Here is a 25,286-nt window from a genome sequence, read left to right on the forward strand (position 1 = left end):
GGAGTAGTTCTGTAATATTGCTGGATGCGCAATTTAGCCCCCATAAATTCATATTCTGTGAGACATCTAGTATTGGAAGGTTGTTATTGGCACAATTTATAAGCTCCACTGCGGCAAAATCCTCAATTCCAGCAAGATTCTGTATGCCTTTCGAGAATACTACTAACTCCGTTACGTTCTCAATATTTGCTGTAAGCACCAAACCATTATTGGGCACGCCATCGCCCATGCCGTTCTGCTCCAAGTAATTTTCAAAATTTGCATCGGGGATGGCCGTGAACTGTGCAAAACAAAAAAAGGAGTTCAATAAAGCTATAAAAATCAAAAATCGTTTCATAACCCTATTTTTTAATGTTCTACTAGCAATTGCTTGATGGTCAACTGGCCATTGTCGTAAAAATGAAGGAAGTACAATCCTTCGTCAAGACCTGAGGTGTCAATTGTCTTTAACACATTTTGGCTTTCGCCCGAAAGTACCATTACCCCATACGCATCGAATATTTGATAAGGATAGGTATTGGCCGGTTTTTCCCGAAGGTCAAGATTAAGTTCTCCATCCATTGCGTTTGGATAAAAATTTAAGCCTGCTGTGGCACAGGGATAGCCCGAAAGCGTATAATTTGAGACGGCAGTCAAAGCTGGTATTATGGTCATGGCCACTTTCATCCTATTACCCTGTTTAGGTGTTAAATAAGACATGCACGGAACAACCGAGTGCCCCATAATATTATGTTCATCGGGATCATAGGGATCACCGGGATCGTTGGGGTCGTCTGGATCTCCATTGCCATCAAAACCGCTTTCCAACCATTGGCAAGTGGCAAAATCAACTTTGTAATTCATATCAGGATCGGCTGGAGTATCAGTTATATAATCGCCACAGATAGCAGAATTGGAACCATCCGCAAATTCGGGACATTCATAGGGGTCTTGCTGTGTGTTTTCACCGGTTCCGTGATGGGTGTGCCACAAGGAAAGCACGTGGCCCATTTCGTGGGAAAGGATGTGCGATTTTACCAATGGATAGGTTTGCAGGGTTACCGGGTCTTCCATAAAACCAGAAACCAAAAATGCGGTTTTAGGTTGACTTGATGTTCCATAACCATCCCAACCTAAAAAACCAACAGAGTCATCATACATATAAATATCCACACCATCGGGATGGTTATTTATATCGAATACGCTGGCGCCTGGGCTATAAAATTCTGAATCATCATCAATATAATCAATCTGATGATCCCATACAAAATAGATGTTATGGGGGTTAAAGGCGGTATCCAAATAACTCAGTGCCAAACTAACATCAGATGGAGACTGTCCTCCCATGTGGCTTGACTTTCGTATCACGTGTACGTATATCCGAACACAAAAGGAGTAGTTTGAATAATTTTGTGTTCTATATGGTTCGATTAATATCTCTTGGTTGGCGGCCGCAAGAGTATCAATTTCACAATAAACCTGTGCGTGGGCCTTACCGCACATCACAAAGATCAAAGAAGTAAGAAGTAAGAAGTAAGAAGTAAGAAGTAAGAAGTAAGAAGTAAATTTTTTCATGATTATATCAGTTTTAAAAATTACATTTCTTAAAGATACGTTAAAATTTCATAAAAACCAATTTCATCAAAATAAAAAAAGGAGCCTGTTACAGCCAATCATAGTCGGAAGAAAAAATCTTCCGACCATGACTGGAGATTCGGTTCCTCTTTTTTTGATTCAAGAAACAAGAGCCAAGAATCGAGAAGGATTCTTTTAAATAACATTTATCTCCTTATAATAGAATCGTCTTGTGTCTTTCAGCGAAGCGGTCTTTACTCTTGGCTCTATTTCTTCGGAATATTCTTCAAGATTTCAAGAACAAACTCCCAGTATTTTTGTGCGGAGGAAATACTCGCGCGCTCATCGGGAGAGTGCGCCCCCTTAATGGTCGGTCCAAAGGAAATCATATCCATCCCGGGATAGTTCTGGCCCAAAATACCACATTCCAAACCAGCGTGGCAAGCGGCAACATGTGCTTTTTCACCATTCATTTTTTGGTAAAGGTTATCCAATACTTTTAGAATATCACTGTCCATATTTGGCGCCCAACCGGGGTAATCGCCTGCTAGATTAACTTTGTAACCGGCAAGTTCAAAAGTAGATGTAAGCGCATTTGCCAACGCATCTTTTGAAGATTCAACCGAACTTCGGGTTAAACATTCAATTTTAATGTTTCCGCGTTCAACCGAAACTTTGGCAATGTTGTTTGAGGTTTCAACCAAATCTTCAATTTCTGGGCTCATTCTGTAAACCCCGTTATGCGCCGCATTCATTGCATTCAGAAAATTCTTTTGGTCTGCGGCAGACATTGTTTTTTCTATGCTATTATTAGATTTTTGGGCAGTAATAGTTAGGTTCGCCTCCAAGGATTTATATTCCGTAAGAATATCATTTTTCATCTTCTCAAAGGCAGTATGAAATTCAGTTTCCGAAGTAACCAAAACCTGCGCCACGCTCTCCCTCGGAATTGCATTACGTAGGCTCCCACCTTCCAATTTTGCCAATTGCATATAATCGTTTGTGGCGAATAACAGACGGTTCATTAATTTGTTGGCATTGCCCAAACCTTTAATGATGTCCATGCCGCTATGGCCGCCGTTTAAACCTTTCACCTTTATTGTGTGGGCAAGCGCGTTTTTGGGAGCGTCTATTTCAGAATAGGTTCCCGTTGCGGTAACATCTACCCCACCAGCGCAGCCTACGCCTATTTCATCGTCTTCCTCCGTATCTAGATTTAAAAGTATATCGCCTTTCAGCAAACCGCCTTTTAAACCTTTGGCGCCCGTCATTCCGGTTTCTTCATCGATTGTAAACAGGGCTTCAATGGCGGGATGCTCTATATCATTGCTTTCCAAGATGGCCATGATTGTTGCTACGCCCAGGCCATTATCGGCTCCCAGGGTAGTACCCTTTGCACGCACCCAATCGCCATCTACGTACATTTCAATTCCTTGTTTGTTGAAATCAAAATCGGTATCGTTATTTTTTTGGTGAACCATATCCAAGTGGCTTTGCAGGACGACCATTTTTCGGTCTTCCATTCCCTGGGTTGCGGGTTTGCGGATTATCACGTTGCCCACTTCGTCTTCAATAGTTTCCAAGCCTAGATTTTTTCCAAAGTCTTTCATAAACGCAATTACGCGTTCCTCCTTTTTTGAAGGGCGTGGCACGGCGTTTAGATCTGCAAATTTGTTCCAAAGCGCTTTGGGTTTTAGGTTTCTTATTTCTTCGTTCATAGTTTATAATTTGTATTGTGAAATTTTTTCGCCTCGAAGTCAAGAATAATTAAGTTTTGTTAATCAGGCATTTCAGCGAAATGCATTTTTCCGTAACATTGAATAGAAAAATATTCGTGTATTCGTGGTCAAGTAATCGCAAAATTACAGTTTTACAACCGCTATAAAAATTATGTTGGGAAAGAATTACTTTGTAAGTTTGAAATATGCAAAAAAGAACTGCGCTAATTCTTGCGCTCCTGCTTCCTGTTCAGATAATTCTACTTCAAATTCTGAAACATTTCCCAGAATTTGTAGAACAATATTATAGTTTGGGCCTTTACCCCATACTTTCAAAAATCTCGCGCTATCTTTTTGGGTGGATTCCTTTTTCGGTTGGCGATTTGTTTTACTTACTAATTATAATAATGGCTCTTCGCTGGCTCTATAAAAATGTAAAACGACTTAAAACCGCTACCCTACCATTTTTTGTTGATATTCTTGCGGCCGCTTCCATAGTGTATTTTATGTTTCACATTCTATGGGGCTTTAATTATTACAGATTGCCATTGCACAAATCGTTAAATCTGGAAAGCGATTATACTACCGAACAGCTTTTTAATACTACCATTCGCTTTATTGATAAAAGCAACAAAATGCACCGCGCTCTAGGTTATGCCGATAGCGTGAAAATTGACTTACCCTATTCGCAAAAGGAAATTTTTACAAAGACCTTAAACGGTTATCAAAATTTGGAAAAAGAATTTCCGCAACTCGCCATCTCGCCGCGAAGCCTTAAAAAAAGTGGTTGGAGTTTGGGTCTTACCTATATGGGGTACAGCGGTTATCTCAACCCTTTTTCGGGTGAAGCTCAAGTAAATAATTTAATTACAACCTATAAATTTCCCGTAGTTGCGTGCCATGAAGAAGCACACCAAATAGGGTATGCCGCAGAAAACGAAGCCAATTTTATTGCCACGCTTTCCACACTACACAATGACGATCCGTACATACAATATGCAGGCTATATTTTTACGCTGCGCTATTTAATCAATGAAATAGCACGAAGAGACGAAGCAAAATATTATGACCTTTTAACCACCATAAATCCAGGAATTCTGGCCAGTTATAAAGAGATGCGCGATTTTTGGAAAAGTTATGAAAACCCATTTGAAAATTTTTCCAAAATATTTTGGGATAATTTTTTAAAAGCCAACAACCAAAGCCGCGGTATTATGAGTTATGATTATATGGTAGCTTTGGTTGTAAATTATTTTGAAGATAAAAGGTTGTAAAATCGAAATCGAAACTCAAATCGAAACTCAAATCGAAATCAAAAAACGTACTCTAGCGTCTAAAATCTCAAGTCTAACGTCTCAGGTTTCACCTCTATTTTACATATTCTGCTTCAGCCGGTTTTGCAAAAACAGAAGCGTCAAGAATGGTTTCCGTAACAGTAATTTTATTAAATTTTATGTCCAACTTTTTTCCTTTCGGCTTGCCATTTTCAACATTGTACCAAACCAATTTTTCGGGTAGCAGCAGCCCATTTACATCCTGCCATTTATCGTATTTAATATAATGCCAATCATCGCTTTTCTTTTGATCCTTAAACGTTACAGTATAGGCCAGCCACTCCATTTTATTGTTTTCAGGATTAAAATATAAAATGTATTCATCATCCGGCGAATCGCCAACGCCATCTTTATAGGAAACTTTAAAACCATTGTACATTTTTCCGTCAAGTTCGGTTTGTTCAACAGCAGTATAATTGGTTCCGGGATCGGAAATTATAAACGGCATTGCGTAAAAATAGAACATCAAATTATGGTAAAATACGGGGTTGCCTTCATAACCTAAATCGTGTCGTAAAAGCCAAACTCCATTTGCGTCCTTTCCGATAGACCAATCTGTAGATTCAATTTTTGTTTTTCGGTTGGGCAAGGAAATGGTGTGAATTTCATCGCCGTTTTTGCCCTTCATTTCAAAACAAAGGTTATTCATTTGCTTCCAACGGTCCAGTCTGCCGTGGGCCATAAAAACATTTTGAAGAGAAGTTGGAAAGGTTTTGGGAGCCGCAGCCTGTTCGTTTTTAGCCTCACCGTCTGGCGCCTCAATGCCGGTTGTATCAAGTTCGGTGCCTTCAACCCGCGGATCTTCACCTGTAGTTTTTTTGTCGTTTCTACAGGCAGAAAAAGCTACTATAATAGCAGACATTAAAATTAGTTTTTTCATATTAATTGGTTTTTGGTTATTTAAAAGTAAAAAAGCTCCCCAGTTGTGGGAAGCTTTTTAGAAAGGTTTATGATTATTTAGATGTGAGACGTGAGATTTTTGGAATGATTATTTCTTTATCAATTTTTTAACTACGGAATTTCCTTCGGAAGAAATCTTGACGAAATATACACCGTTTTCCAAAGAAGAATCATCTATCGTTAACTTTCCGTTTTGCGGAAGCACTTTTTCAGAAAACAATAGTTTCCCTTGAATGTCATAAAGTGAAATAGTTGTTTCCAAAACCAACTGGGACGACTGTACCGTAAAGCTTTCCGAAGTGGGATTCGGATAAATTTCTAAATTTTCAAAACCGAAAGAATTTACAGAAAGGAACACTTCATCATCCAAGAAATCTGGAATACCGTTGCCATTTGTGTCGTCGTCAAGTGGTGTGCCGTTGTTGTTATAGTCCTCATCAATTGTTAAAGTGCCATCGCCGTCATCGTCATTGTCTAAATAATTTTCTACGCCGTCGCCATCGGTATCAATATAAATATACGATGGACCAACGCCTGCGCCAATTCCAGTTGTTTCAATTAAAGTAAGCACTGAATCGCCGTCGTCATCGTCGTCTAAATAATTTGGGATTCCATCGCCATCGGTGTCATCGTCGTTTAGATTACCGTTCCCGTTTATGTCCTCATCTTCGTTTGCTATGCCGTCGCCGTCTGCATCTGGGGTTAGTTCATCTGTAGCGATTTCAAAAGAAGTAACCACAGAGCAGCCAGTATTCAAATTTTCAACACGAACGTAAATAGTTTGTGGGTTTGAAGTATTATAATATGCTGTAGGAGGTATAATAATAAGTACATTATTTAGAGCATCTGTTTCCGTTTCATGGAAAGAAACCACAAAATCTGCTGGGTTTAAACCTGCCAACATCACGGGAATATTCACCGTAAGATCAAAAATTGCAAAACCGTCGCCATCTCCTTCATCTATGAATAGGTTGTTGGGTTGGTTAATTGGGGGGATTTCGATTACTAATAATTCGAGTTCAACAATTGTGTAACATCCAGTTGAGGAATCTTCAACCCGCACATAAACAGTTTGTGAATTTGCAATAATATTTTCATAGGGACTAGGAAGTGGAAATACTCCCAATTGAGCATCAATTTCATTTTCATGATATGTAATATTAATATTTTGCTGACCGTTGCCAATTTCGACATCTTTTAATGTTAGATCGAAAGCGGCAAACCCATCATTGTCGTCATCACAAACTATAAGTGGAGTTGGATTTGCATTTGGGCTTGGATTTGGCCAAACACTTAATGTAAGCGCAACGAGAGTTTTACAGCCAAATGTGTTTTCAACTCTGCCAATTACGGTTTGTGGGGTAGCTATATTTTGATAAGTTGTTGGATTTGGAATGGGAATATTCGCAGCTTCATCTGCAAAGCTTAAAAACCAAGTGACAGTTAAAGTAGGATCACCCCCTGTAATCACTTGATTATTTGCGGTAAGATCGAAAGTGCTAATTGTATCTGTTGAGGTGCTTCCTTGTAGCTCATCATCGCACAACATGATTTCAAAGGGGCCTAGGTTTGGCGGGGTTGGATTTATTATTAATTCAAAATTAGTAGTATCATAATCCCCAGATCCCATATCTTCTAGTCTCGCATAAATTGTTTCGAAAGGAGCACTAGCAAAATAGCTCCAAGGATTTGCTATTGGATTATTGCCACTATCCGCATCAACTTGGGATTTATGATATGTAAGTTGAAGTTGATTAGGATTTTGAGAACCAAAAATAATTAAATCGTTTACCGTAAGATTGAATACTTCACCCCCATCGTTATTTATGTCGCAAGCAGACAAATCAGGTGCTGGGTTTGCCACCACTTGGGCAGATAATGATATGGTTGTTAAAAGGAATCCTACTAAAAGTATTAATTTCTTCATAAGAAATATTTTTTTCGCAAGATATAAAATACTTCTAACACGTTAAGAAAATTTTAACATTGAAAACAGATAGTTGAATGCAAGCAAGCATCGTTAAATATTCAATAAAACAGCAAGCAAAATCTGCCGAATAAATATTTTCAGTACCGTATCTTTGCAAAATGCAAAAATCTATCACAAGCCTTCAAAATCCACTGATAAAACAGATTGTTTTATTACAGGAAAAATCGCGCGAACGCCGCAAAACAAACCTATTTGTAATTGAAGGCCATCGTGAAATTTCGCTTGCTTTAAAAGGTGGTTATCAATTAAAAACCCTGCTTTTTTGCTCTAAAATTATTTCTGAAGAAGAAATTTTTACGTTACAAAAATCTGTTAATAGTGAATCAGAATTCATAGAGATTAATTCAGAAATCTATGAAAAACTGGCCTACCGCGGTTCTACCGAAGGAGTTTTGGCAATTGTACATTCCAAAACTTTAGAACTTGCCAACCTGCAACTTTCAACCGACAAACCACTGTTACTAATCGCCGAAGCCCCTGAAAAACCGGGTAACATAGGTGCCCTACTTCGTACCGCAGATGCCGCGAATGTAGATGCGGTAATTATTGCCAACCCGAAAACAGATTTGTATAATCCAAACATCATCCGCAGTAGTGTGGGGTGTTTGTTTACCAATAAAATTGCCACGGGAAGTACTTCGGAAATTATTGCGTTTTTGAAAGCAAATAAAGTCAATATTTATTGTGCTGCATTACAAGCATCGGTGCCTTACCACACTTGTAATTTTAAAGAAAGCACAGCGATTGTAGTGGGAACTGAAGCCACCGGTCTTTCGTCAGCATGGCTTGAAAACAGCACCCAAAATATCATCATCCCAATGGAAGGCGAAATAGATAGTATGAATGTTTCCGTAGCCGCGGGAATCCTTATATTTGAGGCGAAAAGACAAAGAATAGCCCCTTAGTCCCCGAAGAGGAACTCGTACTCTTTTCGAATTTAAATTATGAAACCAGAAACCCTTTTCCTCATAATAATAGCAATTTTAATTGTCAGTTTTATAATTGACCAATTGTTAGATTATTTAAACGCAAAACACTTCAACGAGCCACTTCCCGCAGAATTGCAGGATGTTTTTGATGAGGAAGAATACAAAAAATCGCAGCGCTACAAAACGGAACGGTATAAATTTGGTATACTTACTTCGGCTGTATCACTTATTGCTACCCTCCTGTTTTTCTTTTTTGACGGCTTCGCGTATGTAGACGAATTAGCGCGTTCCTTTGCAAACAATGAAATAATTATCGCTTTGGTTTTCTTCGGAATAATAATGATTGCCAGCGATATTTTAAGCACTCCCTTTAGTTATTACAGCACTTTTGTAATTGAAGAAAAATACGGGTTTAACAAAACTACGCGTAAAACTTTTTTCCTCGATAAACTGAAAGGTTGGCTGATGGGCGCTGTTATTGGCGGGATTCTTTTAGGCGTTATTATTTGGTTTTATCAGAGCACGGGCGCGAATTTTTGGCTTTATGCTTGGGGTATCGTTACGGTTTTTACCGTATTGATGAATTTGTTTTATGCGCGTTTTATCGTTCCACTTTTCAACAAACAAACCCCGCTCGAAGAAGGCACGCTACGTTCACAAATAGAAACCTACGCCTCAAAAGTAGGCTTCACATTAGATAAAATTTTTGTGATAGATGGCAGCAAGCGCAGCACAAAGGCAAATGCCTATTTCTCTGGCTTTGGGAGTGAAAAACGCGTAACTCTTTACGACACGCTCATTAAAGATTTAAACGAAGAAGAAATTGTAGCCGTCCTCGCCCACGAGGTTGGTCATTATAAACGCAACCATATTATTATAAACCTAATTGTTGCAATTGTAACTACTGGTTTTACGCTTTGGTTGTTGTCATTGTTTATTGGAAATCCGCTGTTATCAGAAGCTTTGAATGTTTCGCAACCTTCATTTCACATCGGGCTAATAGCTTTCGGCGTACTATACAGTCCCATTTCGGGGATTACCAGTTTTGTGATGAATTTTTTAAGCAGGAAATTTGAATATCAAGCAGACAATTTTGCGAAACAAACCTATGCTGCATCACCACTTATTTCAGGTTTAAAAAAACTTTCGAAAAACAGTCTCAGCAATCTCACCCCCCATCCGTTGTATGTTTTTGTGCATTACTCGCATCCTACGCTTTTACAGCGCTTTCGGAATTTGAAGAAATAAACTACCTTTCCTATACTAACTAAAAGAGGTAATGTGAAAACCACTATAACTCGCACCGTATGGATTCTTTCACTAGTCAGTCTGTTTACAGACACGGCCAGTGAAATGCTTTACCCAATAATGCCCATATATCTAAAAAGCATTGGATTTTCAATTTTGTTGATTGGTATTTTAGAAGGCTTGGCAGAAGCCGTGGCTGGCTTGAGCAAAGGGTATTTTGGACAAATGAGCGACAGCAAAGCAAGACGAGCACCCTTTGTGCAACTGGGTTATGCCCTCAGCGCCATTTCCAAACCCATGATGGCGCTTTTTGTATATCCGCTTTGGATTTTCTTTGCTAGAACCACAGATAGATTGGGGAAAGGTATTCGTACCGGCGCTCGCGACGCCATGCTTTCGGCAGAAACCACCAAAAAAAATAAAGGGCAAATTTTTGGCTTCCACCGATCGTTAGATACTTTTGGTGCGGTTCTCGGACCAGTTTTGGCGCTCCTGTATTTATACTTTTTTCCCGAAGATTATATAAATCTTTTTTATATCGCTTTTATTCCCGGCGTTTTTGCAATTGTTGCTTCTTTTCTGCTTAAAGACCAAAAAGAAAACATTATTTCAAAAAAGAAAAAAATAAATTTTTTCTCCTTTCTAAATTATTGGAAGCAGAGTTCTGCGCAATATCGTAAAGTTGTAATTGGCTTGCTCTTTTTCGCCCTGTTTAATAGTAGTGATGTATTTTTACTTCTGAAAGCAAAAGAAGCCGGACTGGATGATACTTGGGTAATTAGCATCTACATTTTCTACAATCTGATATACGCCCTCACCGCTTATCCCTTGGGTACTTTTGCCGATAAAGTTGGGTTAAAGAAAATGTTTATTTTCGGATTAATCATTTTTAGTTTGGTGTACTTCGGAATGGGATTAACTTCAAATTTATATATAATTATTGCCCTCTTTTTCGGCTACGGAATTTACGCCGCCGCAACCGAAGGCATCTCCAAAGCGTGGATTACTAATATTTCAAATGAAAATGACACTGCTACAGCCGTGGGAACATACGCAGCTTTTCAAAGTATTGCTGCTATGATTGCCAGTGTTTTCGCGGGATTGTTATGGTTTTATTTCGGAGCGAAAATTACGTTTATCGTCACTGCAATTGCAACCTCTTTTGCTATTATTTATTTCTTGGGAAATGTTGGCAACGCATCGCCAATTTTTTCGCAAAGCAGCAAAAACACAAAGTAAAACCACAAAACCCACATTGCACGTGCAGCACTTCGTGGCCACCAAAACAATACTCAATAAATAATAAACAATAACCATTAGAATATTATCTTTGCGCACTGTTTAGAATTTTATACTTATGAATATTTCTTACAATTGGCTTAAACAATTTATCAACCTTCCTTGGGATGCTGAAAAAACAGGCGAACTATTAACCGACCTCGGTCTTGAAGTAGAGGGAATAGAAGATTTTTCTTCCGTTTTAGGAGGGTTGGAAGGCATTGTAGTAGGACACGTTTTAGAATGTGTTCAGCACGCTAACGCAGATCGGCTTAAAGTTACTAAGGTAGATATTGGTGCTGATGAGCCACTACAAATTGTATGCGGCGCTCCAAATGTTGCGGTGGGTCAAAAAGTTCCGGTAGCTACTATTGGCACTACGCTTTACGATGCGGATGAAAAACCTTGGGAGATAAAAAAAGGTAAAATACGCGGCGAAGTTAGTGAAGGAATGATCTGCGCCGAAGACGAATTAGGGCTTGGCAAATCGCACGATGGTATTATGGTTCTCGATGCAAAATTAAAACCCGGAACCGCGCTTGCTAAGGTATTAAAAATTGAAAACGACAAGGTTTTTGAAATTGGCTTGACGCCAAATAGAGCCGATGCGATGAGCCATTGGGGGGTAGCTCGTGATTTAAAGGCAGGTTTGCTTCACCACGATATTTCAACAAAACTCAACACGCCATCTTCCAGTAGTTTTAGGGTAGATAACCGAACGCATAAAATAGATATTAAAGTAGAAAACAATGTCCTCGCACCACGTTATTGCGGAATTACAATTAGCAATATTAAGGTTGGAGAATCGCCGGATTGGATTCAGAATAGATTGAAGGCAATTGGTATTTCGCCCATAAATAATATTGTGGATATCACCAATTATGTACTCCACGACTTGGGGCAACCCTTGCACGCTTTTGACACTGCTAAAATTGCAGGCAATACCGTTAATGTAAAAACATTGCCCACAGGTACAAAATTTACAACCTTAGATGGGGTGGAACGCGAACTTCACGAAGAAGATTTAATGATTTGCGATGCCGAAAAACCAATGTGCATCGCTGGGGTTTACGGTGGTATAAATAGCGGTGTAACCAACGAAACAACTAGCATTTTCTTGGAGAGCGCTTATTTTAATCCTGTGAGTATCCGCAAAACGGCCAAACGCCACAGTTTAAGCACCGATGCCTCCTTTCGTTTTGAAAGAGGAATAGACCCGAATATTACAGATTATGCACTTCGGCACGCTGCCATTTTAATCCTTCAAGTTGCTGGCGGCGAAATTACAAGCGATCTATTGGATATTTACCCGAAAAAAATTGAAGATCACCAAGTAATATTGAATTTTGAAAAGGCAAATAAATTAATTGGGGAAGAAATTTCAAAAGAAACCATCAAAGAAATTCTTACTTCGCTAGAAATGAAAATAAACAACGTTACCGAAACCGGCATTGGGATGACTATTCCTGCATATCGAAACGACGTTACCCGCGATGTAGATGTTATTGAAGAAATTCTTCGGGTTTACGGATACAACAATGTTAAGTTTACCGAAAAATTAAACGCTTCCATTTCTACTATTTTACCCGGCAGCGACTATTCAGTTCAAAATAAAATAGCTGCACAACTTACGGCTCTTGGATATTATGAAATGTTGAACAATTCACTTACATCGCCAAATTATGCTACATTAAGCCAAACAATAAAAGATCACTTTAACGTTACAATGCTAAATCCGCTAAGTCAAGATTTATCTGTAATGCGCCAATCTATGCTGTTTTCGGGGCTGGAGGCAATTGAATATAACAGCAACAGAAAAAGTAGTAACTTAAAGTTTTTTGAATTCGGGAAAACCTATCATAATTTTCCGGGAGGCCGAACCGAAACCAAACATCTATCATTCTTTATTACTGGATTAAAAGCAGAAAACAATTGGGCGGTAGCCGAAACAAATAGCAATTTTTTCTTCGGAAAGGGAACAGTTGTCGCCATTATGGAACGCCTGGGACTGGATGAATATACGGAGGAAACTACCGAAACCGACTTGTTTTCTGAAGCTATTTCATTTAAAAGAAACAAGGAAATTATTGTTGAATTTGGAATTGTAAAGAAAAAAATTACCACAGAATTTGATGTTGACGCCGAGGTATTTTATGCAGATTTTAATTGGGATGCTGTGTTAAAACAAATTTCAACTAAAAACTTTAAATTAAAACCAATTGCTAAATTTCAGGCAGTACAACGTGATTTTGCATTGCTTTTAGACGAATCAATAAAGTTTAGCGATTTGCAACAAGCTGCTTTTCAAACAGAAAAAAAACTTTTAAAATCGGTAACGTTATTTGATGTGTACAAGGGAAAAAACCTGCCCGACGGAAAAAAGAGCTACGCAATTAGTTTCTCTATTAAAGATGAAGCAAAAACGCTTACTGATAAACAGGTGGATAAAATAATGAACAAATTGCAACAAAAATTTGAAAGTGAATTTGGCGCTTCGCTGCGATAAATACGGCGAAAAGCAAAAAACGGCAACCTCAAAAGGTTGCCGTTTTTAGTACAGGTATTTTCTAGAATTATTTAGGTAAAACCACGCTGTCTATTACGTGTATAACTCCGTTAGACTGATTTACATCGGCAATAGTAACAGTAGCCATTCCACCCTTTTCGTCCGTGATTATTACTTTGTTATTTTTCATCATTACAGTTAAGGTACCACCGCTAACCGTTTTGTAAGTGGCCTTCCCGTTTCCTTTTTCAATATTCTTCATAATATCTGTTGCGCTGTGTTTTCCCGCAACCACATGATAGGTAAGAATAGTTTGCAGTTTTGCTTTGTTTTCTGGCTTCAGTAATGTTTCTACCGTACCTTTTGGCAATTTTTCAAAAGCTGTGTTCGTTGGAGCAAATACTGTAAATGGTCCATCGTCTTGAAGGGTTTCAACTAAATCTGCAGCTTTTACCGCAGCCACGAGCGTTGTGTGATCTTTTGAATTTACTGCGTTTTCAACGATGTTTTTAGTAGGGTACATTTCGGCGCCACCAACCATTACTGTTTTTTCCTTATTCATCTTGCTTTGGGCGATACCACAAGTTGTTCCGGCTACAAGGGCGATTGCAAATACTGTTGCTGTAAAAAATTTGATTTTCATAATGTGTTTGTTTTTAGTTTATGATTATGTAACTATAAACGAAAGTCCCGAAACTGCGGTTTTGCAATTTCGGGACTTTATAGATTATTTAACTTTTTGGCCTAAAGTTTCTAATTCGGAAATACTAGGCCATTCACAATATGAAAAAATCCATTTTTATGGTAAAAATCTGGTGCTATTATTGTTGCGGTATTGTTATCATCATCAACGAGCATGAGCTCGCCCTGCTCTTCCTTAATTCCCAATCGTTTTCCTTTAATTGTAATGAGGTATGCTTTTCCGCCATTTTCCTCAACCGCCACTTTAAGGCTGTTGCTGTCTAATCTGCCGGGAACCGCCAAATACGTAACGATTGAATTCACTATGCGCGGATTATTTAAAATAGAGTCCCTACTTTTTTCAGGCAAATTGGTAAACGCTTCATCTGCAATGGCAAATATGGTTACCATTTCTGGCTTTTCAAGTGATTTTCGTAATTGATCGTTTTTTAAGATTTTCGCCAAAATGGTAAAATCCGGAGCATCTTTTAAATTTTCATAAAACGTTTTACTCGATGTAAAATTACTTTCCCCCAATACTTTGGAAATTTCTTTGGAATTGGTTGAAAGATATTTCTGAGCCGAAACGGTTGTTCCGAAACAAATTATAAAAAGCAGTACGAATGTTTTCCTGAGTTGCATAAAAAAATTTAAGGGTGTAAATATAATAAATACAGTGTCAATTACTCTATAAACGCAAAAGGCTTGCGTTTATTAAAATTTTTAGCCGAAATGTGTTAAATTGTTGTAATGCTGAAACGGACTGCGTAAATTTAGTTATTCAAAAAAAATAATGTTATGTTTTCAAGAACCAATATTGAAGAACAGCTTCTTAAAGTTCGCAATAAACGTATTGACGAGCAAGCTGTTATGGACGAAGTAATGCGTATTTTTTCTGAAAATACAGAGCAGCGCGAAGCAATTCTTTCTAACTTAACCGAAAAAACTGTTGAAATTGAAAATCAATTCAATTTTAATTTGCTGGAAAGTTCGCATATATTTCATATAAACGATATAGAAAACCTTTGTGTAAATTACAGGTTGCGGTTTTTAGATTCGCATTATTTTAAAGCAGATTTTCCCGAAGAAGCCATTACGGCGGTAAATAGTCTGGAGCATACACATAAAACTACATTGAACAACTTTAAGATAGTAGCGCCTGCAAAATTGTTAAAATTAGAAAATGCCGATGATCCGCTGCTTTTTGCACCCATGGGAAACGATTATTTTTACCTTATCCACAAATGGGGAAAAGACCTGCATCCGTTTAGAAGATTATTAATGTGGCCCTATAAAACCTTTGATAATTTGGTTTTTACGGTAGTGCTTTTAAGCATATTATTTACGGCATTAACGCCTATGGAGTGGCTCACCCCCCACCCCGGAATTGGTGAGTATTTATTTTTGGCGTTCTTTATTTTTATTGGGATGGGCGGGATGGTAATTCTCTACGGCTTTTCAAAAGGAAAAAATTTTAATAACGCTATTTGGAATAGCAAATTTTATAATGCTTAAGTCTAGGTAGTACGTAAAATATTAAGAGTTTAAAAAATATAATTATGACAGAAAATACAGAAGAAACAGTCCGTATTTATACCGGCTCAGATATAATGGCGACAGCATTGGTAGGACGATTAGAAGAAGCAAATATTACCCCAATACTTCGAGATGATGAACAAAGTGGCGTTATGTTTGGCTCCGGAAGTAAGTTTGATGATCAAGTTCGGGTTTATGTTAGAAAAGATGAACTTGCCATTGCACAACCAATTGTGGATGCTTATCTAAAGGAAATAGAAGAATAATTGTATGTCCGACACTAAAAGAATTTACACCGGTCCCACATTAATTGCGAAAGGATTGGTAGCTCGATTGAATGAAATAGGCATCAGCCCCATTGAACGAAACGACCACGACAGTAGTTTGCGTGCGGGTTTTACAATGAGTATTGCAAACCAGACCATGGTTTTCATCAGAAATGATGAGTATGAAAAAGCTCAAGATACTATAGAAGAATTTTTAAATGAAATTGGCGATCAATAATTTTGACCGCCAATTTTCTTATGCTTCTACCGCATACATTTTATCGCGCTGTTCTTTTAGTTTTTTATCGTTCATATACTCGTCAAAAGTAGTATAGCGATCTATAGCGCCGTTTGGTGTAAGTTCTATAACGCGCGTACCAACGGTTTGCGCAAATTCGTGGTCATGGGTTGTAAGCAACACCGTTCCCTTAAAGTTTTTTAATGAATTATTAAAAGCTGTAATAGATTCCAAATCTAAGTGATTTGTTGGTTCATCAAGCATTAACACGTTTGCGCGCTGCATCATCATGCGGCTAAGCATACATCGTACCTTTTCACCTCCAGATAGCACGTTGCTTTTTTTAAGCGCTTCTTCGCCGCTAAAAAGCATTTTTCCCAAGAAACCACGTAGAAAAACTTCTTCGCGCTCTTCTTCGGTTTTGGCGTATTGGCGCAACCAATCTACTAACGAAAGATTGTTTTTAAAGAAAGCTTCGTTGTCTAATGGTAAGTAACTTTGATTGGTAGTAATACCCCATTGAAAGGTACCCGTGTCTGCTTTTGCATTGTTATTTAAAATTTCATAAAAAGCAGTAGCCGCACGCGAATCGCGAGAATAGATAACTACCTTATCGCCTTTGGAAAGATTAATATTTACATTTTTAAAAAGCACTTCGCCATCAATAGAAGCCGATAGGTTTTCAACGCTTAAAATTTGATCGCCAGCTTCGCGCTCACGCTCAAAAATAATTGCAGGATAGCGACGGCTTGATGGTCTAATTTCTTCAATATTTAATTTTTCAATCATTTTTTTACGCGATGTTGCCTGTTTACTTTTAGCTACATTCGCACTAAAACGCATAATAAATTCTTGAAGTTCTTTTTTCTTCTCTTCTGCCTTTTTATTTTGTTGTGCGCGCTGGCGGGCCGCAAGCTGGCTACTTTCGTACCAGAACGTATAGTTACCGCTATAATGGTTTATTTTCCCGAAGTCAATGTCGCTAATATGCGTACATACAGCATCTAAAAAGTGACGGTCGTGAGAAACCACAATTACACAGTTATCATAATTAGCTAAAAAGTTTTCTAACCAACTAATTGTTTCGTAATCCAAATCGTTGGTAGGTTCATCCATAATTAGCACGTCTGGATTTCCGAAAAGCGCTTGTGCTAAAAGTACACGTACCTTTTGCTTACCGTCTAAATCTTTCATTGATGTATAGTGAAGACTTTCATCTATACCAAGATTTGAAAGCATTGCAGCAGCATCGCTATCGGCGTTCCAACCGTTCATTTCTTCAAAAACAACTTGGAGTTCGCCAATTTTTTCGGCATTATCATCCGTATAGTTTTCGTAGAGTTTATCAATTTGGGTTTTAATTTCAAAAAGTTCCTTATTACCGCGAACTACGGTTTCCAGCACATTAAAATCGTCGTACGCATTGTGGTTTTGTTCAAGAACAGACATGCGCTTGCCCTTTTCTAAATGCACATGGCCGGAAGTGGGTTCCTGTTTTCCCGAAATAATTTTTAACAGGGTAGATTTCCCGGCGCCATTGGCGCCAATAATACCATAAATGTTGCCGGTGGTAAATTGGGTATTTACCTCGTCAAACAACACGCGTTTTCCAAACTGTACTGAAAGATTTGAAATTGAAAGCATAACTTTTTAAATTTTGCGCAAAAGTAGGTATTTAAGCGACATCCCGAAAAGATTAACGTTTTAAAAATCCTTTTAACTACCATTTAACAAATTGATGCCTTGGGCTTACTAAATTTGTTTGTTATTCATAAAATTAGCTCGATTGTTAAAAAAACTACTCCTTCTCCTTTTACTTGTCACAGTACTTTCATGTAAAAATAATGATGAGTCTGCTGTTAAGACTACCTGGATAAGCGGCCAAATTATAAATCCAACCTTAGATTATATAATTTTTTCTCAGGGCAACCATATATTAGACACTGTAAAATTAGACTCTAATAACTTCTTTCTCTACAAAACCCAAAAAATAAAGGCCGGTCTTTATAATTTTAAGCATAACGAAACACAGGTTTTCTTTATTGAACCGGGCGATAGTTTATTGCTGCATCTTAATACATTAGATTTTGACGAATCGCTCGCATACTCAGGAAGGGGAGGCGAACAGAATAATTTGTTGATGTATTTATACTTAACCAATGAGAACGAAAACCTAAATCTTCAAAATTGGTATGGACTTTCTTCAAAGGAATTTACACAAAAAATTGATTCATTAAAGAAACTTAAATTAAAGGAGTACAAAGATTTTTTATCTAAACATACGGTAGCCGATGGTTTTAAACAGGCTGTAATGGCCAATATTAAATACGATTACTTTATTAAAAAAGAACGCTACGCCGCTGCCAATAGAAATCGTATAGCCGATTTTGACAAGAACTTTTTTGACTACCGGAATGAAATTGACTTTGAGTTGGAGAACTTAAAATTTTATTACCCCTATTATCGTTTTATGAATAGATATTTCGAGAATTTGGTCTTTTCGGAATATCAAGGCAATACTCCCGTAGATCGCAATTCGTACAAATTTAATTCTAAAAGAATAAAGCTAATTGACAGTTTGGTAACTTCCGATTCGCTTCGAAATAGTTTACTCCGATCCAATGCTATGTTCTATTTTTTAAATGCCAAAAACGCCGAAGAGGAGCAAAGGTTTTTTGAAGAATTCTCAAACATGAATACAGACCCTCAGCATGTGGCAGAAGTTGAAAAAATGTACAACATTACTGAAAAACTTAATCCAGGAAACATCGTTCCCAATGTTGCTCTGGTAAATACAGATAATACTTTAAAAGATTTACACAGTATCATTAAAGCGCCCACCGTAATTTATTTCTGGTCTGGAATATCTACTTCAAATTATAAAAACATTCACAACCGTGCGGCAGAACTAAAATCGAAATATCCGGAATATGATTTCTTGGGAATAAATACAGATACACACTTTAAAAAATGGCGCCAGACCATACGCAGAAATAATTATAATCCCTTGTACGAATTTCAAATAGAAAATTTAAACGAAGCCGAAAAAAAGCTTCTTTTAAAATACATGAACAGCGCTCTGATTTTAGATAAAGATGGCAAAATATTAGAAGGCAAAATAAATCTCTTCAACACAAATTTTGAACAATTACTTTTAGGTTTCTTAAATAGATAGTACTTCGAACTTTTAATTTCCTTTTTTATAATCTTCCAAAAACTGTTTTAAACCACTATCGGTCAATGGGTGTTTTAGTAAACCTTCAATAGATGAAAGCGGGCCCGTCATAACATCAGCACCTATTTTTGCACAGTTTATAACATGCATGGTGTGGCGAATGGAGGCTGCAAGAATCTGGGTCTCGAAACCGTAGTTATCGTAAATCAAACGGATGTCTGCAATCAGTTCCAGACCGTCGGTCGACACATCATCCAATCTTCCAATAAACGGAGAAACGTAGGTTGCTCCAGCTTTTGCGGCCAACAAAGCTTGTCCGGCCGAAAAAACTAACGTACAATTAGTACGAATGCCGTGATCTGCAAAATATTTAATTGCCTTAACCCCTTCCTTTATCATCGGCACTTTTACTACAATTTGTGGATGTAGCTCTGCAAGTTCCTCGCCTTCCTTTACCATTCCCTTAAAATCGGTTGCAATTACCTCTGCAGAAACATCGCCATCCACAATATCGCAGATATCTACATAATGTTTTAGGATGTTGTTGCGTCCCGTAATGCCTTCCTTTGCCATCAACGAAGGATTGGTGGTAACGCCGTCAAGTACTCCCAAATCTTGGGCTTCGCGTATTTGGTCTAGGTTTGCGGTATCTATAAAGAATTTCATATGTGTGGTTTCAGATTTATTTTCACAAAAATAACAAAGAAAAGGCTCATTGGATAGCGTTGTTTATAAAGATTAATAAAATAGATTAACCCAATTAATTAAAACAGCAACCGATTTAAACCAAAAAAGGGCAGCCACAACAGCTCCCTTTTTCTAATTTTAAAGTACAAAAAATCTTACTGCACCACCAACTTTTTGGTAGTAACATCATTGCCGGCTTTTAGGGTTACAAAATAGACTCCGGCGGCATAGCCTGAAACATCCAGAGGTACAACAGCAGTGTTTTCCAATAGCTCTTTGCTTTCCAAAACCTGCCCCAAGTTGTTGGCCACGGTAACGACCAGCCCCTCAAACCCGTGGTTGGGGAGGTTTATTGCCAAGGTGCTCGTTGCCGGGTTGGGGTACATGGTAAAATCTTCGAGTGTTGCCTCGGCCACGCCCAGCGCATCGCACTCTGCTTGGTTGTTTACAAAGGTGATGTACGGATCAACCAACCAATCGTCCAGATAACTGGCGTTGGCGTCGTCCACAAGGATACAATCGAGTTCGCCTGTAGTTTCAGTAACAACAAAACTCACTATATCTTCATTATTGCCATTTCTAGCATCCAATGATAAAATTGGGTTAGAACTAGCTCCCAAACTGTGGAGTGCTATATTTGTGGTCAAATCCAATTCGGCAATATCATTGTAACTCACCGAAAGAGAAGTAAGCGCCAGATTTTGTGAGGTGTTCAAAAAACCTGTGATCTCATTATGATCAGCGAAAACCAAATCCAACACTGTATTATTAGTCAAATTCAAGCTAGTTAAGTAATTGAAAAAGCAGTATAATTGTACTAGACCAGGGTTATGAGAAACATCCAGCTCGGTCAAGTTGTTTTCTGGACAGTTAATAATCTCCAAGGTTGAGGTAGGGGGGAGTATTAATTCGGTAACGCTACTGGATTCGCAATTTAGCCCCCATAGGTTCATATTCTGCGAGACATCCAAAACCGGAATGATGTTGTAGGCACAATTTAAAAGTTCCAACGCTGCAAAATCTTCAATCCCGGTAAGATCATGGATGCCTCGGGAATTTACCAATAAGGTATCTACATTTTCAATGTTTGCCGTCAATACCAAACCGTTATTTGGAATGCCGTCCCCCATGCCATTTTGCTCAAGATGGTTTTCAAAGTTTGAATCCGGTATAGCAGTGTATTGTGCAAAACAAATAAATGAGCTCAAAAGAGTTATAAAAACCAACAATTTTTTCAAAATCATAATACTGGTTTTTTAATGTTCTACAATCAATTGTTTGATTGTCAATTGGCCATTCTCATAAAAATGAAGGAAGTATAATCCTTCGTCAAGGGCGGAAGCCAAGGTGTAAATTTCGCAATGGATCTGTGCGTGGGCCTTATCGCTCATCACAAAGATCAAAGAAGCTAGAAGTAAGAAGTAAATTTTTTCATGATTTGGTCAGTTTTAAAAATTACACGTCTTAAATATAAGTTAAAATCATATAAAAGTCAAAAAACTTCTTAAAAACAAGCCTTTTACTTCAACCCATAATGCCTTAAAAGCATCCGTTCATAAACCCTATCGGGCAGAATACGTTTCAGTACAATGGAGAATTTCTGTAATGTAGAGCCTACTTTATAATGTATTCGCGGATTTTCAGTTTCAATAATTTTATGGACTGCTTTTGCCATTTCCAACGGGTTGCCCCCATTATCCACGTGTTCGTTCATTGTTTTGAGGGTATTGCCGTAATCTTTTTTATATGGGGAAGTATCCAAAACCGGAGCGTGGTAACGGCTTGCGGCAATGTTTGTGGCAAAATCGCCTGGAGCAATGTTGGTCATTTTTACACCAAACTGCAATGTTTCCATACGCATGGCTTCAATCGTAATTTCTAAAGCAGCCTTACTGGCAGAATAAATTCCGCGGTATGGAAGACCCATATAACCTGCAATTGAAGTAATATTAAGAATATGACCAAAGCCTTGTTTTCGCATTTGCGGCAAAACAGCTTTGATTACATTTATGGGTCCGTGAAAATTGGTCTGGAATGCTTTTTTTATTTCATTTTCGGGAGTTTCTTCAATTGGTCCGGTAATACCCACGCCGGCATTATTAATTACAACATCTATTTTTTCGGCCCTGATCAATACGTCGGCAATAGCAGCTTCAATAGATTCTGTGTTGTTCACGTCCATTTTCAACAATGGAAAGAGGGAGTCTGTAATTTTTTCTGGGTTTCGGCTGGTTCCAAAAACTTGATAGCCTTTTTCGGTAAGATATTCGCCAATGGCTTTACCAATTCCTGAAGAACCGCCTGTGATGAGTACTACTTTTGGCATACATGGTTGTTGAAAGGCAAAGGTGCGGTTAAGTGCTGGGTTTTCCAAATAGTTTTTCTAAAAAAGAGGAAAGAGGAAAGAGAAAAGAGGAAAGAAAAAATGTTGCTTTTGGGATTTGGGATTTTCTTTTTTTGGAATTTGCCATTTTCACGGAGAAAAAGAAAACACGAATCACGACTGAAGGGAACCACGACTGAAAGAATTGAACACACCTTTCGTGACTCGTGCAACCAAGTGGTCGTGGGGCAAACCGTCAAATTTTCGGTACATAAGCGGAGCCGAAGCCACGAGAATATAGCGCACAAAAAATGGCAAGCTACCTACATCACACCGCTACGACCGTATACCCTTGCTGCGTTCCCGCCCTGGGGGATTCAACAGGAGCTGGTTGTGTAGGACTTGCCGCTGCAAAGATAAGGCTTTTTCAAGTTTTTGCAAGTATTTTCACATTTCAATTTTAATAAATACCTTGCGACAAATTAATAGCTTGTCATGAAAATCTATAACGTTTTAGTTCCTACACTTTTACTGCTCTTTTTGGGTGGTTGCGGCAATAATTCCGAAGACAAAAAAGATGCATTTTCACTTCAAATTGAGAGTCCGAAGAAAACTTATACTCCTGAAGATGTGCTTTCGGTTTCATTAATTAACAAAAAGGATATTGAAACAGATTCAATCGTTTACTTTTTGAACAAAGATAAAGTTGAAATTTCTGGCAATACAATTTCCCTTGCAGGAAAAAAGTTGGGCGAAAGAACTTTAATAGCCAAAATACACAGCGATGGTGAAACTTTTACGGCTTCACAAAAAATTACGATTGTGTCGTCTATAAAACCAAAGCTTTACACCTATAAAATTCTTGAAACCTATCCGCACGATATAAACGCCTATACGCAAGGTTTAGAATTTGAAAATGACACTTTATACGAAAGTACGGGACAATACCGAGAATCTTCGCTTCGAAAAACAGATTATAAAACAGGGGAAGTTTTAAAACTAGTTAAGCTTGCCGATCAATATTTTGGGGAAGGGCTAACCATTCTCAACAACAAAATATACCAACTTACGTGGCGCGAAAACACAGGTTTTATTTACAATCTTAAAACTATGGAGCAAACCGGCACTTTTGTTTATGGACAAAGTAAAGAAGGCTGGGGCCTTTGCCATGATGCCGAAAATAATATATATAAAAGTGATGGTACCGATAGAATTTGGACTTTAAATTCGAATACACTTGCAGAAAAAGATTACATAGAAATTTTCACAAACACCAGTAAAATAAGCAGTGTAAACGAGCTGGAATGGGTGGAAGGAAAAATATATGCTAATGTGTACCAACAAGGTTCAATAGCCATAATAGATCCTTCAAACGGCGCGGTGGAAGGCGTTATTGACTTAACCGATTTAAAAGATAAAGTTACGCAACACCCTAAACTGGACGTGCTGAACGGTATTGCCTATAATGGTGAACCGAACATACTTTACATTACTGGAAAAAACTGGGACAAGCTTTTTAAGATTGAAATTTTTGAAAAGTAATTGAACATTTTACTTTAAGCAAACCGAAATTTTTCACCACAATTCACGAAATAGTAATTGAAACTATTGATGAATTCGTGGTGATTTTGTTTAATCACTTTTCCCTCATCCAAAAGGCCTGTTCCCTCAAACGCTATTTTTTCACGGTTTGATATTTAATTTCTTTGAATAACAAAACCATCAAAATCATGAAAAAAGCAATTACAATCAGTATCCCCGAGCCTTGCCATGAAGACTGGGCAAAAATGACAGCTACCGAAAAAGGAAAATTCTGCAGTGTCTGCACAAAAGAAGTATTCGACTTTACTTCTAAAACCGATGAAGAATTAGTGAAAATTCTATCGAAAAATAAAAACGCTTGTGGCAGATTAAAAAAATCACAACTTAATCGCGAAGTAAAATTAGAGCGCAAAAGTGGGCAAAGCGTTGCTCCTATCGCAGCTTCTATGTTGCTGCCGCTTTCGCTGTTGTCTAACAATTTACCAACGGAAATTAATTCGGCTTCAAAAAAACCGATGGTTTCATTGGGAATTGGTCGTTTCAGCAACGGTTTAAACAGAATTCAAATTGTAACCGAAGGCATTGTAACCGACCAAAACGGAATTCCGTTGCGAAACGTAGAGATCACCTCCAACGAAACAGGCGCCCGTGAATGGACCAATAAAGAAGGAGAATATCGAATTGTAACTTTAGACCATGAGCAGCTTGAATTTAAATTGAAAAATTACATTTCGAAAGAAATAACGTTGAGTAATTCTTCAAAAACAATAGCTGTTTCAATGGAATATAAAACAGAACTTAAAAGTGCTGTTTTGGGAAAAATTGCTCCAACGACTAAAATATTGGTAGAAAAGGATTCAACCACAAATTATACAAAAGGCGTGGTTGCAGATGAATCGGGCTTGCCACTTCCGGGCGTAAACATTATAATTAAGGGAACTGCAACGGGTACCCAAACCGATTTTGACGGCAATTATAATATTGAAACCAAACCGGGCGATGTATTGGTTTTTAGCTACGTTGGCTTTGAAACAAAAGAAGTAACGGTTTCGAATATTTCTAACATTATAAATCTAAACCTAGAAGTAGGAGGATATTTAGGAGGTATTGTGGTTGTAACTGGAGGTATTTCCTATAATGATTATTACGTATCAGAAAAAGACCCCAATTGGTACGAAAAGGCAAAAGCGGCATATAAAAACACTATTGCGTTTAGAAAGCTAAAAAAGGCACGAAAAAAAGCGGCGCGTAAAAACAAATAATAGTATAAAATGGTAAATAGCAGCCACGAATTCGCGAATTATAATTTTAAAATATTCGTGTTTTCGTGGATTTTCCTTTTTTAGCCACTATTCTCAAGTTTCAATTATTGATAGAAAAC

At 37.9% G+C, this 25,286-nt stretch carries 21 protein-coding genes, 1 other RNA gene and 1 pseudogene; 11 read left to right on the top strand and 12 right to left on the bottom strand.

Going from position 1 to position 25,286, the window contains the following annotated elements; translation table 11 throughout:
- From VZD24_RS13700 to VZD24_RS13710, 3 genes and pseudogenes are all read right to left on the bottom strand, one after another.
- A pseudogene (locus tag VZD24_RS13700) lies at positions 1 to 337 on the bottom strand (hypothetical protein); the annotation flags it as partial.
- A gap of 11 nt (positions 338 to 348) precedes the next feature.
- Positions 349 to 1,326 carry a zinc-dependent metalloprotease gene (locus tag VZD24_RS13705; RefSeq protein ID WP_342687942.1) on the bottom strand — a complete coding sequence of 326 codons (978 nt, stop codon included), beginning with the start codon at positions 1,324 to 1,326 and terminating at the stop codon, positions 349 to 351.
- Between the two features lie 494 nt (positions 1,327 to 1,820).
- Positions 1,821 to 3,272 (bottom strand): aminoacyl-histidine dipeptidase, encoded by a 1,452-nt coding sequence (locus VZD24_RS13710; protein ID WP_342687941.1) that lies wholly within the window; start codon positions 3,270 to 3,272, stop codon positions 1,821 to 1,823.
- Between the two features lie 206 nt (positions 3,273 to 3,478).
- On the opposite strand from VZD24_RS13710, the gene VZD24_RS13715 reads away from it, so the two are divergent.
- Complete coding sequence (locus tag VZD24_RS13715; RefSeq protein ID WP_342687940.1) at positions 3,479 to 4,546, top strand: DUF3810 domain-containing protein; 1,068 nt, start codon at positions 3,479 to 3,481, stop codon at positions 4,544 to 4,546.
- A 94-nt stretch (positions 4,547 to 4,640) separates the two neighbouring features.
- On the opposite strand, the gene VZD24_RS13720 is transcribed toward VZD24_RS13715, so the two are convergent.
- Positions 4,641 to 5,486: a DUF6503 family protein gene (locus VZD24_RS13720; protein ID WP_342687939.1), complete on the bottom strand. Its 846-nt coding sequence runs from the start codon at positions 5,484 to 5,486 to the stop codon at positions 4,641 to 4,643.
- 108 nt (positions 5,487 to 5,594) lie between these two features.
- Positions 5,595 to 7,433, bottom strand: a complete 1,839-nt coding sequence (locus VZD24_RS13725) for a T9SS type A sorting domain-containing protein (RefSeq protein ID WP_342687938.1) — start codon at positions 7,431 to 7,433, stop codon at positions 5,595 to 5,597.
- Positions 7,434 to 7,594: 161 nt separating this feature from the next.
- On the opposite strand from VZD24_RS13725, the gene VZD24_RS13730 reads away from it, so the two are divergent.
- The 4 genes from VZD24_RS13730 to pheT all read left to right on the top strand — a co-directional run bounded on the left by VZD24_RS13730 (position 7,595) and on the right by pheT (position 13,457).
- Positions 7,595 to 8,401, top strand: a complete 807-nt coding sequence (locus VZD24_RS13730) for a TrmH family RNA methyltransferase (RefSeq protein WP_342687937.1) — start codon at positions 7,595 to 7,597, stop codon at positions 8,399 to 8,401.
- 39 nt (positions 8,402 to 8,440) lie between these two features.
- Positions 8,441 to 9,673 (top strand): M48 family metallopeptidase, encoded by a 1,233-nt coding sequence (locus tag VZD24_RS13735; protein ID WP_342687936.1) that lies wholly within the window; start codon positions 8,441 to 8,443, stop codon positions 9,671 to 9,673.
- 33 nt (positions 9,674 to 9,706) lie between these two features.
- Complete coding sequence (locus tag VZD24_RS13740; protein WP_279448551.1) at positions 9,707 to 10,912, top strand: MFS transporter; 1,206 nt, start codon at positions 9,707 to 9,709, stop codon at positions 10,910 to 10,912.
- 118 nt (positions 10,913 to 11,030) lie between these two features.
- On the top strand, positions 11,031 to 13,457 hold the full coding sequence (gene pheT / locus VZD24_RS13745; RefSeq protein WP_342687935.1) for a phenylalanine--tRNA ligase subunit beta: 2,427 nt from the start codon (positions 11,031 to 11,033) through the stop codon (positions 13,455 to 13,457).
- Between the two features lie 67 nt (positions 13,458 to 13,524).
- Here the strand turns inward: pheT and VZD24_RS13750 are convergent, their stop codons facing one another.
- On the bottom strand, positions 13,525 to 14,100 hold the full coding sequence (locus VZD24_RS13750; RefSeq protein ID WP_342687934.1) for a fasciclin domain-containing protein: 576 nt from the start codon (positions 14,098 to 14,100) through the stop codon (positions 13,525 to 13,527).
- A gap of 110 nt (positions 14,101 to 14,210) precedes the next feature.
- Complete coding sequence (locus tag VZD24_RS13755; RefSeq protein WP_342687933.1) at positions 14,211 to 14,780, bottom strand: fasciclin domain-containing protein; 570 nt, start codon at positions 14,778 to 14,780, stop codon at positions 14,211 to 14,213.
- A gap of 156 nt (positions 14,781 to 14,936) precedes the next feature.
- On the opposite strand from VZD24_RS13755, the gene VZD24_RS13760 reads away from it, so the two are divergent.
- From VZD24_RS13760 to VZD24_RS13770, 3 genes are read left to right on the top strand one after another with little or no spacing between them, the layout of a single operon-like run.
- The gene (locus VZD24_RS13760; RefSeq protein ID WP_342687932.1) at positions 14,937 to 15,653 is read left to right on the top strand and encodes a hypothetical protein; all 717 of its coding nucleotides are present in this window, start codon (positions 14,937 to 14,939) and stop codon (positions 15,651 to 15,653) included.
- Between the two features lie 44 nt (positions 15,654 to 15,697).
- Positions 15,698 to 15,940, top strand: coding sequence for a putative signal transducing protein (locus VZD24_RS13765; RefSeq protein ID WP_342687931.1), 243 nt, complete (start codon positions 15,698 to 15,700; stop codon positions 15,938 to 15,940).
- Positions 15,941 to 15,944: 4 nt separating this feature from the next.
- Positions 15,945 to 16,178 carry a hypothetical protein gene (locus tag VZD24_RS13770; RefSeq protein WP_342687930.1) on the top strand — a complete coding sequence of 78 codons (234 nt, stop codon included), beginning with the start codon at positions 15,945 to 15,947 and terminating at the stop codon, positions 16,176 to 16,178.
- 18 nt (positions 16,179 to 16,196) lie between these two features.
- Here the strand turns inward: VZD24_RS13770 and VZD24_RS13775 are convergent, their stop codons facing one another.
- Positions 16,197 to 17,822 (bottom strand): ABC-F family ATP-binding cassette domain-containing protein, encoded by a 1,626-nt coding sequence (locus tag VZD24_RS13775; RefSeq protein WP_279448564.1) that lies wholly within the window; start codon positions 17,820 to 17,822, stop codon positions 16,197 to 16,199.
- A 142-nt stretch (positions 17,823 to 17,964) separates the two neighbouring features.
- On the opposite strand from VZD24_RS13775, the gene VZD24_RS13780 reads away from it, so the two are divergent.
- On the top strand, positions 17,965 to 19,353 hold the full coding sequence (locus tag VZD24_RS13780; RefSeq protein WP_279448565.1) for a TlpA family protein disulfide reductase: 1,389 nt from the start codon (positions 17,965 to 17,967) through the stop codon (positions 19,351 to 19,353).
- A gap of 12 nt (positions 19,354 to 19,365) precedes the next feature.
- Here VZD24_RS13780 and fsa read toward each other — a convergent pair whose 3' ends face one another.
- The 4 genes from fsa to ffs form a co-directional block, all read right to left on the bottom strand.
- Positions 19,366 to 20,019 (bottom strand): fructose-6-phosphate aldolase, encoded by a 654-nt coding sequence (gene fsa / locus VZD24_RS13785; RefSeq protein WP_279448567.1) that lies wholly within the window; start codon positions 20,017 to 20,019, stop codon positions 19,366 to 19,368.
- A 176-nt stretch (positions 20,020 to 20,195) separates the two neighbouring features.
- The gene (locus VZD24_RS13790) at positions 20,196 to 21,284 is read right to left on the bottom strand and encodes a T9SS type A sorting domain-containing protein (protein ID WP_279449428.1); all 1,089 of its coding nucleotides are present in this window, start codon (positions 21,282 to 21,284) and stop codon (positions 20,196 to 20,198) included.
- A 275-nt stretch (positions 21,285 to 21,559) separates the two neighbouring features.
- Entirely contained in the window at positions 21,560 to 22,366 is an 807-nt protein-coding gene (locus tag VZD24_RS13795; protein ID WP_342687929.1) for an SDR family oxidoreductase, read from the bottom strand.
- A 306-nt stretch (positions 22,367 to 22,672) separates the two neighbouring features.
- An RNA gene (gene ffs / locus VZD24_RS13800) (signal recognition particle sRNA small type) lies at positions 22,673 to 22,771 on the bottom strand.
- Positions 22,772 to 22,858: 87 nt separating this feature from the next.
- Here ffs and VZD24_RS13805 point away from each other — a divergent pair.
- Both VZD24_RS13805 and VZD24_RS13810 read left to right on the top strand, forming a co-directional pair.
- On the top strand, positions 22,859 to 23,905 hold the full coding sequence (locus VZD24_RS13805) for a glutaminyl-peptide cyclotransferase (protein WP_342687927.1): 1,047 nt from the start codon (positions 22,859 to 22,861) through the stop codon (positions 23,903 to 23,905).
- A 188-nt stretch (positions 23,906 to 24,093) separates the two neighbouring features.
- Positions 24,094 to 25,167 carry a carboxypeptidase-like regulatory domain-containing protein gene (locus VZD24_RS13810; protein ID WP_342687926.1) on the top strand — a complete coding sequence of 358 codons (1,074 nt, stop codon included), beginning with the start codon at positions 24,094 to 24,096 and terminating at the stop codon, positions 25,165 to 25,167.
- Positions 25,168 to 25,286 lie beyond the last annotated feature (119 nt).

It is taken from the genome of Aequorivita flava, assembly GCF_038742595.1.
GTDB classification, from domain to species: Bacteria; Bacteroidota; Bacteroidia; order Flavobacteriales; family Flavobacteriaceae; genus Aequorivita; species Aequorivita marisscotiae.